Raw genomic sequence first — 17,025 nt, forward strand, 5'->3', positions numbered from 1 at the left:
TTCAATTAACATTAAACCCCGCTTGCGGGGTTTTTTATTAGGGCAATATTATGGCTATGTATAAGCTTACTACTCCAACAAAAACACTAAAATTGGATTATCCCAAAATTATGGGAATATTAAATGTGACACCAGATTCCTTTTCAGACGGAGGAAACTACACGTCGATTGACAAAGCATTATTACAAGTCGAAAATATGATTTTAGCAGGAGTAGATATTATCGATATCGGTGGTGAGTCGACTCGCCCAGGCGCAAATACGGTGAGTGTAGAAGAAGAATTAGAACGAACCATTCCTGTCATAGAAGCAATTCGTACAAGATTTGATATTTGGTTATCAATAGATACATCAAAACCACAAGTAATGACAGAATCGGCTAAAGCTGGTATAGACTTAATTAATGATGTAAGAGCGCTTAGTTTACCTGGAGCGCGGGAGGCAGCAGCTAAAACCCAGCTGCCTATCTGCCTGATGCATCATAAGGGAGAGCCTTCAACAATGCAAAATAACCCTAGCTATGTCAATGTAATTGCCGAAGTGATAGATACCTTACAAGAAGAAATTAAGCTTGCAGAGCATGCAGGAATAACAAGAGATCGTCTATTAATTGATCCAGGGTTTGGATTTGGAAAAAACAATGAACACAACTTTAGATTACTTAATGAATTAGAAGCATTTAGAAAATTCAATCTACCGCTTTTAGTGGGGATGTCAAGAAAAAGAATGATTCAATATGCACTTGAATCGCTTATTCCAAATAATCAAGCATCAGATCGAACACATGGTAGCGTAGGTGCGGCTGTAATTGCAGCAATGAAAGGTGCCCATATAATAAGAGTTCATGATGTAGCACAAACAGCGCAAGCTTTATCCATATTAAAAACAATGAAATCAATTAATTAAACCTATAAAAATAACTAGTTACCTTAGATTATGGCAACTAGTTATTCCAAATCTTTATTTAACAATAGACATCTTCCCCCAGCTAAAGTAAGGGGATTTCTACTGCGCAATTTCAATTACATAAATAATCTAGTCTGAGAAACTAATCCTTTCAGTAATGAATACTTCCATTTAAACAGCATATTCATTTACCTACAGCGTTAAAAAATGGCTTTCAGTGAATTTAAATACAATTCGAACTCTAATCCCCTTCTCTAATTTCAATATTTGAGTTATGCAGTCAGACTTAATATCAATTTAGCATTCGGCTTACCGCATAAAACATAATAAAAAACCATCACCGAATTCATTTTTTAAATCTAATTATTGAGTTAATTAATCACTAATTCAGTTTAATTCTATAAACCAACGAAATCGGATTAACTAAGAACATTTTATTCGATTAACCAAGATTGATAGCAGTTTCATCTTGCCAACGTTTTAATAATTGTAAAGGTGCAATGGGATAAGATTCTAATTCAATAATAGATTCAATGCGATCAATCCGAAAATGTCTAAAATTTTGTCTAAGCTCACACCAAGCAGCTATGACCGCAGAGTCATCAAAAAAGCCTAATGCGCAGGGCCAAATGATTCGAGTTGAAATCTTATCTTTTAAATCTTTATAAACGATTTCGAGTTTAACGCCCAACTGAATGGATTTTCTTACGATTAATAGATTTGGATCGGTAACGGGCTTTTTGAGTACAGTTATACCATGATGGTTTAATTTAATCTTTGAACTAGATGAAATAACAGCGTTAATTTTTGCATGAGCCCGCTTTGCAGAACGAACTAACTCTGGATCAGTACTTTTTACAACCCATTTCAAACCTAATGAAAGAGCCAATAACTCATCATCGTCAAATGTTAAAGGTGGTAAAGTAAACCGTTCAGTGAGTAAATAACCCGTGCCAGGGCTGCCATCAATACACGCTCCTTGAGCTCGAAGGGAATTAATATCCCGATATAAGGTCCTAGTACTTATATTAAGTTCAGATGCTAAATGTTCAGCAGTGACAGCATAACGATGCTCTCTTAATAATTGAAGTAATTCCAATAAACGTTCAGCTCGAGACATAATGAGTTCATTCTTATGTTATCAAATTAAATTAGTATATTTGATTCTATTAATGACAAGTCGTTATCCAATCTGTCGGGTTGAGCATATCATGCCTGCTAAGTGACAACCTATTCCTTATTTTTGGAAAAAGGCCGCATTTATACGATTGCATCATTCAATGTAATCATGATTACCTAAATATGACAGCCTAACTGCTTGCGGCTTATTACATCGTTAATAGATTTGGGTATAAGTATATTGGTAGCCAATATACTTATATTACGATGAACTTAGCTAGCCTGCACTAAAACAAATTTAATCATGATCCTAGTATATCCATTTCTATTTGATAACTTATGAATCAGCGTACGGCTTAAAATGCGCACTATGATTGTTGACCATGCTAAGCATATCTAAAAAAGCTTGACGACTAAGAATTGGTTCTAAATACTGTTCAATTAATGGTGTCAATGCAATGACTGATATTTGTTTAGTGGCAAAGAGTAAATAACTTGAAAAGAGTAAATCAGCCACTGTGAATTGATCGCCACATAGATAACGTGAGGTCTTTTTTAATGCCTGCTCAACAACCATTTCAATATCTTCAAATCTCCCAACTGAGCTCATCCCTGCTGCTCTACCATTAGGCAGGCTATTGGTTGCTTTAGCTATAATGGCATTATCAAACGTCCCTGAAATAAAAAACAACCAGCGATAATAATCAGCTAAATAAGGCGAATCTATAGTTGGTTTTAAATTTTTAGATGGATAAAGCTCAGCTAGGTATGCACATATTGCGCCAGTTTCAGTAATTATTCTATCATTATGTACTAATGTTGGTAATTTTCCTAAAGGATTAATTGCACGAAATTGCTCGGATTTTGTCTCAGTGCTAAAATGCAAATACTGCAGATTATAATTTGCTCTACATTCATTTAACATCCAAAGTACCGTGTTCCCCCTTGAATGAGGATTACTATACAAGAGTAGATTTGAGTGCTCATTAATTTCAGCACCTGAATTTTGTAGTATGGGTTTAATATGAATAATTTCATGTTCGTATTTATTCTCTATATTTTGGTGCATCGTGTTCTCCCAATTTGGTATCACATTAAATGTTAATTATTGAACCTATCAATACAGCTAGCTTCTATGCATCGATATCAATTAACAGTATAAAATATGTAATTACCAAATTTTGTCAGTATGGATATGAACGAATTCAGACAAATAAGTGAATATGTCTTATAATTGGTTCAATTGACAAGTCATGCTTGATTACTACAGGTTTGTTTTACTAAAAAATCGACAATCAGATTACAATTTTTATACTTTGATTTAGCTTCATGTATAATGATGACAGTTATTTTGATGTAAATGTCATAATGCTATTCTGTCATTAATAGCATTACCCCTTTTGTTAATAGATTAACCCCTCACTTTAGAGAGAAGAACATGGCAGATCGTAAATATTTTGGCACGGATGGTGTACGCGGAAAAGTGGGTGACGCCCCTATCACTCCAGATTTTGTTCTTAAATTGGGCTGGGCTGCTGGTAAAGTGTTAGCAAGGCATGGTTCAAAGCAAATCATCATTGGGAAAGATACTAGAATTTCAGGATATATGCTTGAATCAGCACTCGAAGCAGGTTTAGCTGCAGCCGGTATTTCGGTTGCTTTCACAGGCCCGATGCCAACACCAGCAATCGCTTATCTAACAAGAACATTTCGAGCTGAGGCTGGAATTGTTATCTCTGCTTCACATAATCCTTATTATGATAATGGCATTAAGTTTTTCTCTATTGATGGTGAAAAATTACCCGATGCTGTAGAAGAAGCAATAGAAGCGGAACTTGAAAAACCATTAACTTGTGTTGACTCAGCTCTAATAGGCCGCTCGTCAAGAATTAACGATGCTGCAGGCAGATACATTGAATTTTGTAAAGGAACCTTCCCTGCTGAATTAAATCTAAAATCCCTTAAAATCGTCGTGGATTGTGCTAATGGTGCAACATATCATATTGCTCCAAGCGTTATGAAAGAACTGGGTGCTGAAGTCATCAGCATTGGCTGTGAACCTGATGGAATGAATATCAATGAAAAATGTGGTGCAACTGATATTGAAGCCCTGACTGCAAAAGTGCTGAATGAAAAAGCCCATGTTGGTTTAGCGCTTGATGGTGACGGTGACAGAATCATTATGGTAGACCATTTAGGTAATAAAATAGATGGAGATCAAATCAGTTTCATCATAGCCCGTGAAATTTTACGTAGAGGAAAATTACAAGGTGGCGTAGTCGGTACATTAATGAGCAATATGGGACTTGAAATCGCGCTAAAACAACTAGGAATCCCGTTTGAACGAGCTAAAGTTGGTGACCGGTATGTTCTTGAGAAGCTGCAACAAAAAGGCTGGAAAATTGGAGCAGAAAATTCAGGGCACGTTATCTTACTGGATAAAACAACTACAGGCGATGGGATTATTGCAGCCTTACAAGTTTTAAGGGCCATGGTACAAAATAATATGTCTCTTGCTGATTTAGCTAGCGGGATGAAATTATTTCCTCAATTACTACTCAACGTTCGCTTTAATGGTAGTCATAACCCTCTAGAGTCTGATGAAGTAGTTCAGCTTGAAAAAGAAGCTGAAATTGCGCTGGCCGGTAAAGGTCGCGTACTTTTGCGTAAATCAGGAACGGAGCCTTTAATTCGGGTCATGGTCGAGGGTGAAGATGATAAACAAGTTAGCTATTGGGCTCATAAAATTAAGGACGCAGTAGAAGCAGCAGGTTAATGCTCTAAGTAGGTAACATTGCCCTATTTATCCCCTTCTATCTTAAATAAGAATGGCTTTTTAACGGGTGCTTCTATAGCACCCATTTACTTTAAAAATTGCTGAAACCATAAAATTCTTACTTATACTGCTAGCCTATCTAATATTTTACTAATCTAGTTTATCGTTTAAAACCATATTCATTTAATATAACAGCACTGTCTCATATGCTTAAGCCGCATATAAATTTAATCACCTATCTCACAATGATTGTCAGCAAGGAATTTTACTAGCTAATTAGCCTAATCAGCTGATGAAATTCACCTTGCATATTAACCTGTAATTAGTTAATATTGTGCGTTATGTGTAGCTTAAGTGTTACTAATATTCAACATAAACCAAATTCTTTATTAATTTCTTTTTCTAATCTTACAGGTAGATTTATGCAAGCGATACTATTAGTTATATTCTTGTTTGTTGCAATGGCAATTATTGCTCTTGTCTTATTACAACAAGGCAAAGGGTCTGGTATGGGTGCCTCTTTCGGTGCTGGTGCTTCTGCGACATTATTTGGTTCAAGTGGTAGCAGTAACTTTATGTCTCGTACAACAGGAATACTTGTCGCGATATTCTTCATTTTAAGCTTAGTACTTGGAAATTTAAGTAATCGTCAACTTGCACAAGGCCCTACAATTCGTGATTCTGGTGAGTTTGACCCGACTAGCATACAGCAATCAGTTGTGCCAACTACCCCATCTGTTACCTTGCCATCTACAAATGAGGCGGCTCCAGAACAAGCTATTCCAGGAACTGAAACGTCTACACCAACTAATCAGCCTGAAATACCTCAGTAATTTTGATATTATTTCTGCATTAAAGAGGCAGCATTAGCTGCCTTTTTAATGCAGTTTTAAAATACTTAGAATACCATTAAAATAGACGATTTCTCTTTCATTAATAATAAACATATAATTTCAATCTGAATATTTAAAATCAGAGTGTTCAGCATTTTATAATAAATATTTTATAAAATTGTTATATTGCTTATAAATCCTTTTTTCAAATACAAACCTTTATTTTATAACCCTTAGGTATTGTCCATTCTAGACAGTGTTTTTATTTTTTCTTAATGGCGTTCAGCATACAGCACCGAAATGATGAATAATTAACCTGTATTTGGAAGAAAATTAAGCAATCAAACATGGTCACTTTAAATAAAGTTGAATTTTATCACTTTAAATATTACAATTACCCTATTGAATTAGTTTTTATATATTTAAGATTCAAAGTCAAAAATGCCGAGGTGGTGGAATTGGTAGACACGCTACCTTGAGGTGGTAGTGCCCATTAGGGCTTACGGGTTCAAGTCCCGTCTTCGGTACCAATTGACTAAAAACACAAATCAAGCCGCTATGTAAAGCGGCTTTTTTTATGCCTTTAATAATAAAAAATCAATAACTTAAGCTAGTTTTGTGTATTTTTTAATCACCAATAGTCAACTGAGTTCAACCCACATCAAGCACTTGAAGTTGGTACAAATGATGGTATATTGAGTTCCATAACTTTTATACCAACACATTTGAGGTAACTATGGCACTGACTGAACTTAAGATTAAAAACGTTAAACCTGAAGAGAAGCAATTTAAGCTCACTGATGGTGAAGGGATGCATTTACTAGTACATCCGAATGGTTCTAAATACTGGCGATTACAATACCGTTTTGATGGGAAACAAAAGATGTTAGCCCTTGGAACATACCCAGATGTTTCACTAGCTAAAGCAAGAGAACTAAGAGCAGAATACCGTAAATATCTAAAAGAAGGCATTGATCCTGCCCTTATTAAAGCTAATGGTGGCAAACCAATAGATAAAGATGATATACCAACAGAAATCATCAAATTCAAAGATGTCGCCGTTGAATGGCATAAATCTAATAATACATGGAGTGATTATCATCGCAAAAGAGTATTAAGTAGCCTAGAAGCAAATATATTCCCAAGCATAGGCGATAGTGATATCAGAAAACTAACCACTCGCGATTTATGGCTACCAATTAAAGCCGTTGAAAACTCAGGCAGAATTGAAGTTGCACAACGTATGCTTCAAAGAATTAAGTCTATCATGCGTTTTGCTGTCCAAACAGGGATTTTAACCTATAATCCATCTCATGACCTTACTGGTGCAGTAGCCCCACAAAAAGTTAAACACCGCCCTGCTCTACCTTTAGAAAAATTACCAGAGTTACTAGCCAGAATAGATAACTATCAAGGTAAGTTGCTGACTAAATTAGCAGTAAAGCTTTCATTATTGATTTTTATTCGTTCGAGTGAACTTAGATTTGCTAGATGGGAAGAAATTGATTTTGATAAAGCGATCTGGACGATACCCGCTGAGCGTGAAGCATTAGATGGTGTTAAATACTCATCTAGAGGCTCAAAAATGCGCACGCCACATCTAGTCCCACTGAGCCGTCAGGCAATAGAAATATTGCGTGAGATACAGGAAATTAGCGGGGATAAACCTATTATCTTCATAGGAGATCGTGACTCTACAAAAGTCATGAGTGAAGGAACCGTTAATAAAGCACTAGCTCGCATGGGGTATGACACTAAAACAGAGGTTTGTGGACATGGATTTAGAACTATGGCTTGTAGTTCATTAATTGAATCGGGGAAATGGTCTAGGGATGCGGTAGAACGCCAAATGAGCCATCAAGAGCGTAATGGCGTTAGGGCTGCCTACATTCATAAGGCTGAGCATATTAATGAACGTAGGCTAATGATGCAATGGTGGGCAGATTTTTTGGATGCTAATACCAAAGAAACTACAGCACCATTTGATTTTCATGTTACAAGTTGAAGATATTCAGCAAAACATTAATTATTTAGCCTTAAATATGTATTATCTATTATAGGGCTTAAACAAAAATCAAATTCTGATTTATATTCAATTACATACTTTTTAAAAGGAGTACTACCATGCTCAATCGGCACATAGTACAGTTCTTTTCCTAGTATTGTAAATATTGGTTGAGAAATTTTTTTTAACTCATTAAATTGTCTATCATATTTAACTATATTTTTAGCTGCCTCACCTGATTTTTTTTTAATCACTCTTATTTTCTTTTGATTGATTATCTCATTAAAAAGCTTACTGAATACTTCTTTATTATTTATTATCCTATAATCCTTACTCATAAATTTTCTAAGCAGCGAAAGTTGTTTTTTTAATATTGAAATAAACTCATTAGAATTAATACTATATGTCAAGCTAGCAATTACTGCCTTCATCTTTTCATTTATAGCATTAACATCTTCAATTCTAATTGCCATAGTAATCCTGATTAGAAATAAAAATGACAAGGATTCAATAAAGAATGCATCAAATTCAGCTTTTAAAATAAAATCATTAACCAAATGAAAATAGTTACCATTATTGAAACATGCAATTTCAGTTAAAGGGAGATATTCGGCCTTATAGTTTTTTAAATTAAACTTATTGCTCATTTCATAAATTGAAATTCGATATGCTACTAATAAAAAAAAGTCATTATCAAAATTATCTTTGAATACTATTCTTTTAAAGTTTTCTGTTATACATACATTACTAGTATTTTTAAGAATCGAATATCGTTCTTTTAAGCAATCACCAAATTCAAAATTCATGTACATACATGACTCATTATTTATGATCTCATTGCAAGTTTTTAATATCTTATTCGGTAGAATATTAGCTGTTCTAGGATCAACAACTATATTAATATAGCTATAGATTCCTCTTTTACAACTAATATTTTGAGTCATTTCTATCATGTGTGATACTTTGCGCTCAAGTATGATTGAGTCTAGCTTTAATAAGAAATACCCTAGTACAAAGTCTTGGTAATCAATAATAATCAAACGTGAGATCAATTTTCGATAGTCTTCGCATTCTCGTTTAACTTGTAACCATAGTGATGTTGTAAATAGTTTACTATAATATTCACCAACCTCTACTTGAGAAAAAAAGTCATTAACATCTTGGTTTTTAACTAATTTATTAACTAGATAGTCTACATCCAATAACGAATTCTTATTTTTAAGATGTCGTTCAATTACAGTAACATGGTTAGGTAACTTAGCTAAATCACTTAATTCTAAACAACTTATACGCAAATGTTTTTTAGTTACGAATGAACCTTTTTTAGGCACATTAACTCTAACTACAGGTATTGTTTCAGCATAGTCGGATGGGATTTCATGCTCACGCCCTTTCTTTTTCAGGTATCTATAATAGCATTTCTTACAAATTCCCATTCTCCTAGCTTCATCAGATTCAGTGAAACACTTATTAGCGCATCTATTTCTACAGACGGGCTTTTTTCTCTTTTCTCTCCTGTGTGTTTTTTGAACTAATCCAGTTTCATTCATTTTGTAATGTTCTCAATCAGTGGCTTAATAAATTTTGTTGTTACTTTAAACGCATTCTTCACCTAACAAAATATAACATCTGTTATTATGTTATACAAGTATTTAACGTGGGCCAAATGTAAGATAAAAAACCTTAAAAATTTCCGAAAAAAATTTCCCAACCCCTGAAAACATTGAGTTACAAGCTAGTTTATGCCGAATTTATTCAACTGATATTCACATACCTATAGCAATAGAAATTGTAGTGATTGATATGCTACCGATACAAATTACCATGACTAAGATCCACTTTAACGGCCATGAAGTAATCGTTACACACAATACCATAACTCGGATTGATTCTCAATTCATCCAACACATTTACTGGTAGCGTGTAAAAAAATACGGCAACCGCCTTTAGTGTGAACCAAATTCTTATCACACGCTGAAGGATACATGACATGCATAACTTACACATTGACATTAATACCGACCAACTCGTTGACATGAAATTCATTACCGCTTTTACTGGTTTAACCGATAAATGGTTTTATAAGTTAATTCAAGATGGGGAATTTCCGAAACCAATTAAAATGGGGAGATCATCTCGATGGTTAAAAAGTGAAGTGGAAGGTTGGCTAATCGAAAAAATTAACAAATCCCGTCACCCTTAATTCCCTTCTCAATCTAAGTATCTCAACTGCAATTTTTTATATACCTATAACATCCAAGTGAACATAATTAAACTATGGAGGTTACTAATGGAGCAAACACAATTAAATAATTTAGCTAATACCAAATTGGTAGATATGAAATTCATCACTCATAAAACTGGCCTTACTGATAAATGGTTTTATAAGTTAATACAACTGAACCAATTCCCAAAGCCTATTAAATTAGGCCGCTCATCAAGATGGCTAGAAAGTGATTTCAATAATTGGCTGCTAGATAAAATAAACAAATCAAAATCGCAATCATCTTACTAAATAATTAAGGAGTTAATGATGGAGAGTAAAAATATAATAAATCGCTTTGCTGAAAAAATGAATATTGATGCAAATAATGTTTTTGGAATATTAAAAGCCACGGCATTTAAACAGCGTGATGGCAATGAACCTAGCAATGAACAAATGATGGCTTTATTATTAGTAGCACATCAATATGGGCTAAATCCATTTACTAAGGAAATATTTGCTTTTCCTGATAAGCAGGCTGGGATAATACCTGTTGTGGGTGTTGATGGGTGGTCTCGTATTATTAATCATCACGACCAATTTGATGGGATGGAATTTATTCAGGCTGATAATTATTTAAGTTACCCTGATGCAAAAGCTTGTCCTGAATGGATACAGTGTATTATTTATCGTAAGGATAGAAGTCATCCAATTAAAGTAATTGAATATTTAGATGAGGTCTATCGTTTGCCATTTGAATCAAAAAACAATGGTGGTTATAAGATTTTATCAGCGTGGCAATCGCATACCAAACGAATGTTGAGGCATAAAGCGATGATTCAGTGCGCACGCCTAGCGTTTGGCTTTGTTGGGATTTATGATAATGATGAAGCTGAAAATATCATTGCAGGTGGGCAAACTACAACGATTATTGATATCGGAGCAATTGATATGAATAAAATATCAGATAGGACTAAACAATTAACTAAAAAGTTAGTTGATAGAGCCATATCTACACAAGCATGGGAGAGTGCCATGAATTATTGTCAGGAACAATTTAGTGGGGTTGAAAGGCGATATGTTGAATTAACACTCATTAAAGCTAGAGAAAATAATGTGGTTAAACTTGCTCACCCAGATGGCAATTCAACTGTTATTGAATCCAACACATCTAATTCGCATGAGGAAATTAAGGAGGGTCAATGAAAATTATAGATATCAAACCGCGCACAGCTGATTGGCATCAATGGCGGTCTGAAGGTATCGGGGCATCGGAATCCAGCGTCATTCTATCTGAATCTCCTTATAAAACACCTTGGCAATTATGGGCTGAAAAATGTGGTTTTATCTTTCCAGAACCATTAGATAACAACCCAAATGTCCAAAGAGGGATTCGACTTGAACCTATCGCAAGAGCATACCTCGAAGAAAAATTTCAAGAATTACTTTTGCCTTTATGTGCGCAATCAGATAACTACCCCTTTATACGTGCAAGCTTTGATGGGATAAATTCTAAAGGTGAACCCGTTGAAATTAAATGCCCTTCTCAAACGGTATTTGAAGAAGTTCAGCATTTAGGTATCAATAGTCCTACCTATCTACATTACATGATACAGGTGCAACACCAATTACTGGTATCAGATAGTAAAAGTGGCTGGTTAATATTTTACAGCCAAGATACTAAAGCAAATATAGAGACTCTTTCATTTAAAATAACACGTGATGAAGAAATAATCGCTAAAATCATTACTGCTGCTCAATCATTTTGGGATTTAGTTCAAACACAAAAGCCCCCTATAAAATGTCCTAATAGAGATACGTATATTCCCGAAGGTGAAGATAAAGTTGTTTGGCAATCACTTGCTTCTAAATATCACCAATTTGCGAAGCAAGCTCATGAACTTAATCTTCAACTTGATGAAGTAAAGAGCGAGATCTCAAATCTAGAAAAATCATTTCTTCCATTGATGCACAATTTTGCTTATGCTGAATATGCAGGGGTTAAAATTGTACGTTACTGGTCACAGGGTCAGGTGGATTATTCAAAATTACTTGTCGATTTAGGACATCAAGTGACTACTTCACAACTTAATCACTATCGTAAAATGCCAATTGAGAAAATCAGGTTTACAAGCACCAATTTCAACTCACAAGCAAACTTAAATGAATCAAAGCAAAGTGTAGTCCCCTCTCTTTCCAATGCCAAAGATGAAATGGAAAAAGTACATATTTTGGCTGAAAATATTCAAAAGGAGACAAAGACCAAAAGACGCAAAGCAAAATCGACCTCAAAACATGAGAACACTATTAATAATACACCGAGTAACAAAGGCACTGATCTAATTAACATTGCTAATGATGTCCTTCCTAATCAGGAGGTGACATCATTAGCAACGAAAGATCTGTCTAACACTCATAATTTAGATCATGCATTAGTAGAACGACAAACACCCACTTCTTCATATTATTTCTAATAAAGTTCAACTCAAAATTCGTCTATCACAACCCCATCTCATAATCATCAGCTTAGTGTGTAAAAACGTTATCAGGTTAACTGGATTAATCATTCATATTTTAGTGTTAATTACAATTACTTAAATTATACCAAAATTTTTAGGAGCAAAATCATGGCAAATACAAATCAATCAAACACCACGAAGTTTAAAATTGCAGAAACGTTCAACGTTGAAGCGCCACCTGAATTGCTGGTCGAAGCATTTGCTACCGATAATACAGATCCAGCCATTCCAAAGTTAGATAAAGACTATATCTTCCGTAAAGAAGAATTACGGGATGTACTCGCTTATCTATCTCACCCAGACGGTGATGGTATGTACATAACTGGGCCTACTGGATCAGGAAAAACAAGCCTTATTTGTCAAGTCGCGGCAAGACTTAACTGGCCAGTACAACAAGTCAACGCACATGGGCGTCTGGAACTAAGCGACTTAATAGGTTACCTATCACTTATCAATGGCAATATGGTTTTTGTAGAAGGAGCATTAACCAAGGCTGTCCGTAACGGACATATACTTATTATTAACGAAATGGATTTAGCTGAACCTTCTGAATTAGCAGGGCTTAATGATTTACTTGAAGGAGCCCCATTAATGTTGTCGCAAAAAGATGGTGAAATCATCTATCCTCATCCAAAATTCAGGTTCATCGCAACTGGTAATAGTGCTGGTAGTGGAGATACGTCAGGACTATACCAAGGTGTTATGCAGCAAAATCTTGCATTTATGGATAGATTTAGGATGCTTGAAGTTAATTATCCTGATCCTAATATTGAAATAGATATACTTGCAAAAATTGCACCAGAACTGCCTGAACTATTTAGATCTAATATGGTAAAAATCGCCAACGATATTAGAAGACTTTTTATTGGTAGTCATAATGCAAGCGCTGAATTGAGCATCACCTTATCTACTCGTACGCTCATTCGCTGGGCAAAATTAACCATTGCATTCAAGGGCGCACCGAATGCTTTAGAATATGCCTTAACAAGATCTCTAACAGCTAGAGCCGTGCCTGAACAACGTGAAGCCATTCACCGTATTGCAGCTGATACATTTGGGGAAGTTTGGACAAACTCACCGTCTTAATCCCAACACCAAATATCTCACTTACACTTTAAAAATTAACTGTGAACATTGTTGTAATGTTTAAGCCTGCCTTTTTAATTAAATCTAAAGTCAATTCATAACGTTCCATACCTTAAACCATTTGGGAAGTTCAAGTCATTTATGACCCTATGTACTTAAATGTAATCCCTTACATTTGAATTAATGACTACGTCTGATGGCATTTAGATCATGCATCATTAAACACAGTTAACACTAACACAAAAGGAAACTTATTATGAGTATTAAACATCTTGAAAAATTAGTCATTTGCCATATTGATTGCTCTATTTGGAGTGGTCGTAAGAAACTTCGCCCAGAAGATTTTCGTCTTCCTGATGGTTCTCAATTACCACCTAGTGAAGTAGCCAGTCTTGGTAGTAAAAAAATCTGCGATCCTGAGGCACTTAATCACTTTGAGCGTTTGAAAAAAGAGGCTCAACGCCAATGTGAACTTGTCGGTGTCAAATTTCTAGGTGGATATGCTATTCCTGAAAATTTAATTAATAGCATTACCCCAGAGCTTGACCGAATAGGACAAGAGTTTATGCACCATAAGCATCTCTTTCTTGCCAATTACGATAGTGTGACAAAAGGCTGGGTAGAAAAACACCCTAATTTTGCTGAGGCAATAACTAGGGCAATCTCGCCTATACAAGACGTACAGGAACGATTTCAATTTAATTACACCTTGTACAGAATGAAACCTGCTAAACAAAAAATCGCACTGGAAAATAAGGTTGCGGGTATGGGACAAACTTTGTTTAGTGAAATTGCTCGTGATGCGAATGAATTATTTAGGCTATCAATTGCAGGTAAAGATCAATTAAGTCAAAGAGCTATAAACCCTTTAAAACGTATTCATAATAAACTGAATGGATTGTCATTTTTGGATAACCGAGTGCAGCCTGTTGTTGATACTTTAGCAAATTTATTAAATCGCTTTCCAACAATAGGTGCGGTTACAGGTGGATTATTTCATGAAACCGTCTCTACAATTTTAATGTTAACCGATCCTGATAAACTAAAAATGCACGCTGAAACTTATCTCAATCCAAATAGTACAAGCAAATCAGATACCATATCCACTACCCCATCAACATCAACCCAAAAAGGAGATCTCGTGAACAATCCCCCCATTACCACACAAACAAAAGTAGCAACCAAAAGAACACAAGAGCAACCTTTTGGAAATAGTCAATCTAAGTCTGATAATGAAAACAATTCAATAGAACAAAAACAGACACAGTCACTCACTAATAAGAAACCACATTCACACTATTTTTGATCTTAGATGAATGTATCTGAATTAGCTAAGACTAGCTGTTTTACCGATGTTAATTTTAACCAATAGGTCAACTTTTATGTTGGCCTATTTTTTTTGAAATAACTTATCTAAACCTATATTAAAAAGGAATTTTTATGAAAGAACCGATTAAAAATGCACTACCTATTGTTGCAGCTGCTTACGGAGAAAAATTTGGTATTCATGTCCTTTTCCAAGGTAAGCAAGCTAAAACAGATGGTAAAACAATCATACTGCCAGTTGCTGAACTTAATTCACCAGAAGATAAGGCCGTTATGTGGGGTTACCTTGCACACGAAGCGGCTCATATCCGTTATACTGATTTTAATGTTGTAGCAAACATTAATCATCCAATTAAACATGCGTTACTAAATATCGTTGAGGATATCCGAATAGAACTTTGTTTAGCTAAAGCTTACCCTGGTACGCTAAATACCATCAATGCAGTCATCACTTACTTAATTGCAAATAAAGAAATTCGTTACCCTAAACAAGATACGCCTGTGAATCTTTTACAGATGATGTGTCTACTGACACTTCGGTTACATTGCCTAAAACAAAAAGCATTAACTGAAATTCAGCAACAAGTAAAAACATCCATGGATAAAATATTCCCTCTATCATTTAATCAATTTTTATCCAAACACTTTGAAGAAGTCCCCCACTTAACATCAACACAAGATGCGCTCAATTGGGTGAACATATTGCTGTTAAATGTCATGAACTTACCTGATTTAATGGCTTATGATGATCGTTCTGAAGACCATAAGACTAATAAGACACCTACTGATCCTCAGCTACAATCAAAAGAACAATCGGTGCCTTCAAGTGAATCTCATTCAAAGCAGAACCATAGCAAGCAGAATTCTAACCTTGGTAAAAATCAACAATCAGAAACCAACATAATAGGAGATAGGACATCCGTTGAGAATAATCGTAAAAGTAGTGAGGCAACTTGTGACTTAAATAATTCTGTTCAGAATTCAACTCAAATGTATTCTGACTCAGGCAAAGATAATAAGAGCCAAAGTACTACACGCATAGCACTCGAAAAGATTGCTTCATCAATTATCAATGCTGATCAAAAGGATATACAAGAGGATCTATTCAGTAGAGCCGCAAATAAACTCAATAAAATGGCAAAAAATTCTGAAAAACGGACTATTATTGATATTGGACGAGTTGAAATTGCTAAAGCGCATAATGGGTTAACAGAATTAAGCCAACTCAAATTAGCACAAAAAGAATCCTCGCTATTACGTATCAGATTAAGAAATTGGCTTGTTGCATTGCAACAGACAAAACCTGCCCCTAAGCAAAAAGGGCAGCACTTAATTCCAAGGCGTATTGGACTATCACAAGCTGGAGAAACTCGTATTTTTGAACAACATATCAATAAAATTGCACCAAATGCAGACATACACTTGCTAGTAGATAGATCCTCTTCAATGAATCGTACCACCACTGTTAATCAAACAATCAGTCGATATTGTGATATTGCGAATCAAGCTGCATTATCCTTAGCACTTGCACTAGAAGGTATTGTTGGAATAAGTCTGGCTGTAACGTATTTTGGGAAAGCAGGTAATCACCCTGCGCTCACAACTGTTTTACGTCCAAATGAACTAGTCACGCCTAATGCAAGTAAATTTTATCAACATGCTAATGGCAATACCCCTATGGCAGAGGGCATTTGGTTTGCAGTACATGACCTACTCAAACTTAAAGGTAAACGCAAAATTATTATTATCATTACAGATGGTAAACCCTCTAGTACTGAACAGACAATGGAGGTGATTAAGACTTGTATTGACAATAATTTTGAATTGATAGGTATAGGAATACGGGAGGATTATGTTAAAACATTATTCAATAGAAGCATTGTTATTGATGATCCAAGTCGTTTAAAAGATTCACTTTTTAGTCTACTGCAAAGTACTCTACAAAAATACTAGACCGAGCGTATTGCATAAGACAGGTCGTGAAAGTAATTTATTACTGACATGGCCTGCTTAGCAAAGTGACGATATTACAAATTCTTTTACCTAAAATTTTAAACTGTCGTTAGATGTCAATACAGTCACGTTTGAAAATCTTTTATTTTTTATTCTTAAATCATAAGGTTCAGACTGCTGAAAAATGAGCATTTAAACTGATGACGATAGTTACTGATAACAACCCCAAAAGTTTGAATTTAGGTTATTAATGTTATTTATTATCTACCCCATTTTCAATTTCAATTTTTAATCATCAAT

General features: G+C 35.0%; 13 protein-coding genes, 1 tRNA gene and 1 pseudogene. 12 read left to right on the plus strand and 3 right to left on the minus strand.

The annotated features are described in order from the left end of the window. Positions 1 to 50: 50 nt before the first annotated feature. On the plus strand, positions 51 to 905 hold the full coding sequence (gene folP / locus BMW37_RS08745) for a dihydropteroate synthase (RefSeq protein ID WP_245711049.1): 855 nt from the start codon (positions 51 to 53) through the stop codon (positions 903 to 905). 442 nt (positions 906 to 1,347) lie between these two features. On the opposite strand, the gene BMW37_RS08750 is transcribed toward folP, so the two are convergent. Then, positions 1,348 to 2,025, minus strand: coding sequence for a helix-turn-helix transcriptional regulator (locus tag BMW37_RS08750; protein WP_093319809.1), 678 nt, complete (start codon positions 2,023 to 2,025; stop codon positions 1,348 to 1,350). 336 nt (positions 2,026 to 2,361) lie between these two features. Then, the gene (locus tag BMW37_RS08755; RefSeq protein WP_093319811.1) at positions 2,362 to 3,093 is read right to left on the minus strand and encodes a glutathione S-transferase family protein; all 732 of its coding nucleotides are present in this window, start codon (positions 3,091 to 3,093) and stop codon (positions 2,362 to 2,364) included. Between the two features lie 369 nt (positions 3,094 to 3,462). Here BMW37_RS08755 and glmM point away from each other — a divergent pair, with 369 nt between their 5' ends. The 4 genes from glmM (at position 3,463) to BMW37_RS08775 (ending at position 7,638) form a co-directional block, all read left to right on the plus strand. Continuing rightward, a complete protein-coding gene (gene glmM, locus BMW37_RS08760; RefSeq protein WP_093319813.1) occupies positions 3,463 to 4,800 on the plus strand; it encodes a phosphoglucosamine mutase in 1,338 nt (445 codons plus the stop codon). A 422-nt stretch (positions 4,801 to 5,222) separates the two neighbouring features. Continuing rightward, positions 5,223 to 5,633 (plus strand): preprotein translocase subunit SecG, encoded by a 411-nt coding sequence (secG, locus tag BMW37_RS15945; RefSeq protein ID WP_093319906.1) that lies wholly within the window; start codon positions 5,223 to 5,225, stop codon positions 5,631 to 5,633. Positions 5,634 to 6,076: 443 nt separating this feature from the next. Continuing rightward, a tRNA-Leu gene (locus BMW37_RS08770) sits at positions 6,077 to 6,163 on the plus strand. Between the two features lie 206 nt (positions 6,164 to 6,369). Next, on the plus strand, positions 6,370 to 7,638 hold the full coding sequence (locus BMW37_RS08775) for a tyrosine-type recombinase/integrase (protein WP_093319815.1): 1,269 nt from the start codon (positions 6,370 to 6,372) through the stop codon (positions 7,636 to 7,638). Positions 7,639 to 7,655: 17 nt separating this feature from the next. On the opposite strand, the gene BMW37_RS08780 is transcribed toward BMW37_RS08775, so the two are convergent. Further along, entirely contained in the window at positions 7,656 to 9,188 is a 1,533-nt protein-coding gene (locus tag BMW37_RS08780) for a hypothetical protein (RefSeq protein WP_093319816.1), read from the minus strand. Between the two features lie 440 nt (positions 9,189 to 9,628). On the opposite strand from BMW37_RS08780, the gene BMW37_RS08785 reads away from it, so the two are divergent. The 7 genes and pseudogenes from BMW37_RS08785 to BMW37_RS08815 all read left to right on the plus strand — a co-directional run bounded on the left by BMW37_RS08785 (position 9,629) and on the right by BMW37_RS08815 (position 16,725). Further along, positions 9,629 to 9,841: a helix-turn-helix transcriptional regulator gene (locus BMW37_RS08785; RefSeq protein ID WP_093319819.1), complete on the plus strand. Its 213-nt coding sequence runs from the start codon at positions 9,629 to 9,631 to the stop codon at positions 9,839 to 9,841. 87 nt (positions 9,842 to 9,928) lie between these two features. Beyond that, positions 9,929 to 10,153: a helix-turn-helix transcriptional regulator gene (locus BMW37_RS08790; RefSeq protein WP_093319822.1), complete on the plus strand. Its 225-nt coding sequence runs from the start codon at positions 9,929 to 9,931 to the stop codon at positions 10,151 to 10,153. A gap of 18 nt (positions 10,154 to 10,171) precedes the next feature. After that, positions 10,172 to 11,047, plus strand: a complete 876-nt coding sequence (gene bet, locus BMW37_RS08795; RefSeq protein WP_093319824.1) for a phage recombination protein Bet — start codon at positions 10,172 to 10,174, stop codon at positions 11,045 to 11,047. Beyond that, positions 11,044 to 12,315 (plus strand): YqaJ viral recombinase family nuclease, encoded by a 1,272-nt coding sequence (locus tag BMW37_RS08800; RefSeq protein WP_093319827.1) that lies wholly within the window; start codon positions 11,044 to 11,046, stop codon positions 12,313 to 12,315. Before bet ends, BMW37_RS08800 begins: the two co-directional genes overlap by 4 nt. Before the next feature lie 153 nt (positions 12,316 to 12,468). Next, positions 12,469 to 13,446, plus strand: coding sequence for an AAA family ATPase (locus BMW37_RS08805; protein ID WP_093319831.1), 978 nt, complete (start codon positions 12,469 to 12,471; stop codon positions 13,444 to 13,446). 256 nt (positions 13,447 to 13,702) lie between these two features. Further along, positions 13,703 to 14,518, plus strand: a pseudogene (locus BMW37_RS08810) (DUF3150 domain-containing protein); the annotation flags it as partial. 368 nt (positions 14,519 to 14,886) lie between these two features. Then, positions 14,887 to 16,725, plus strand: a complete 1,839-nt coding sequence (locus BMW37_RS08815) for a VWA domain-containing protein (protein WP_093319836.1) — start codon at positions 14,887 to 14,889, stop codon at positions 16,723 to 16,725. Positions 16,726 to 17,025: the final 300 nt, after the last annotated feature.

It is taken from the genome of Thorsellia anophelis DSM 18579 (assembly GCF_900111395.1).
Lineage (GTDB): Bacteria > Pseudomonadota > Gammaproteobacteria > Enterobacterales > Thorselliaceae > Thorsellia > Thorsellia anophelis.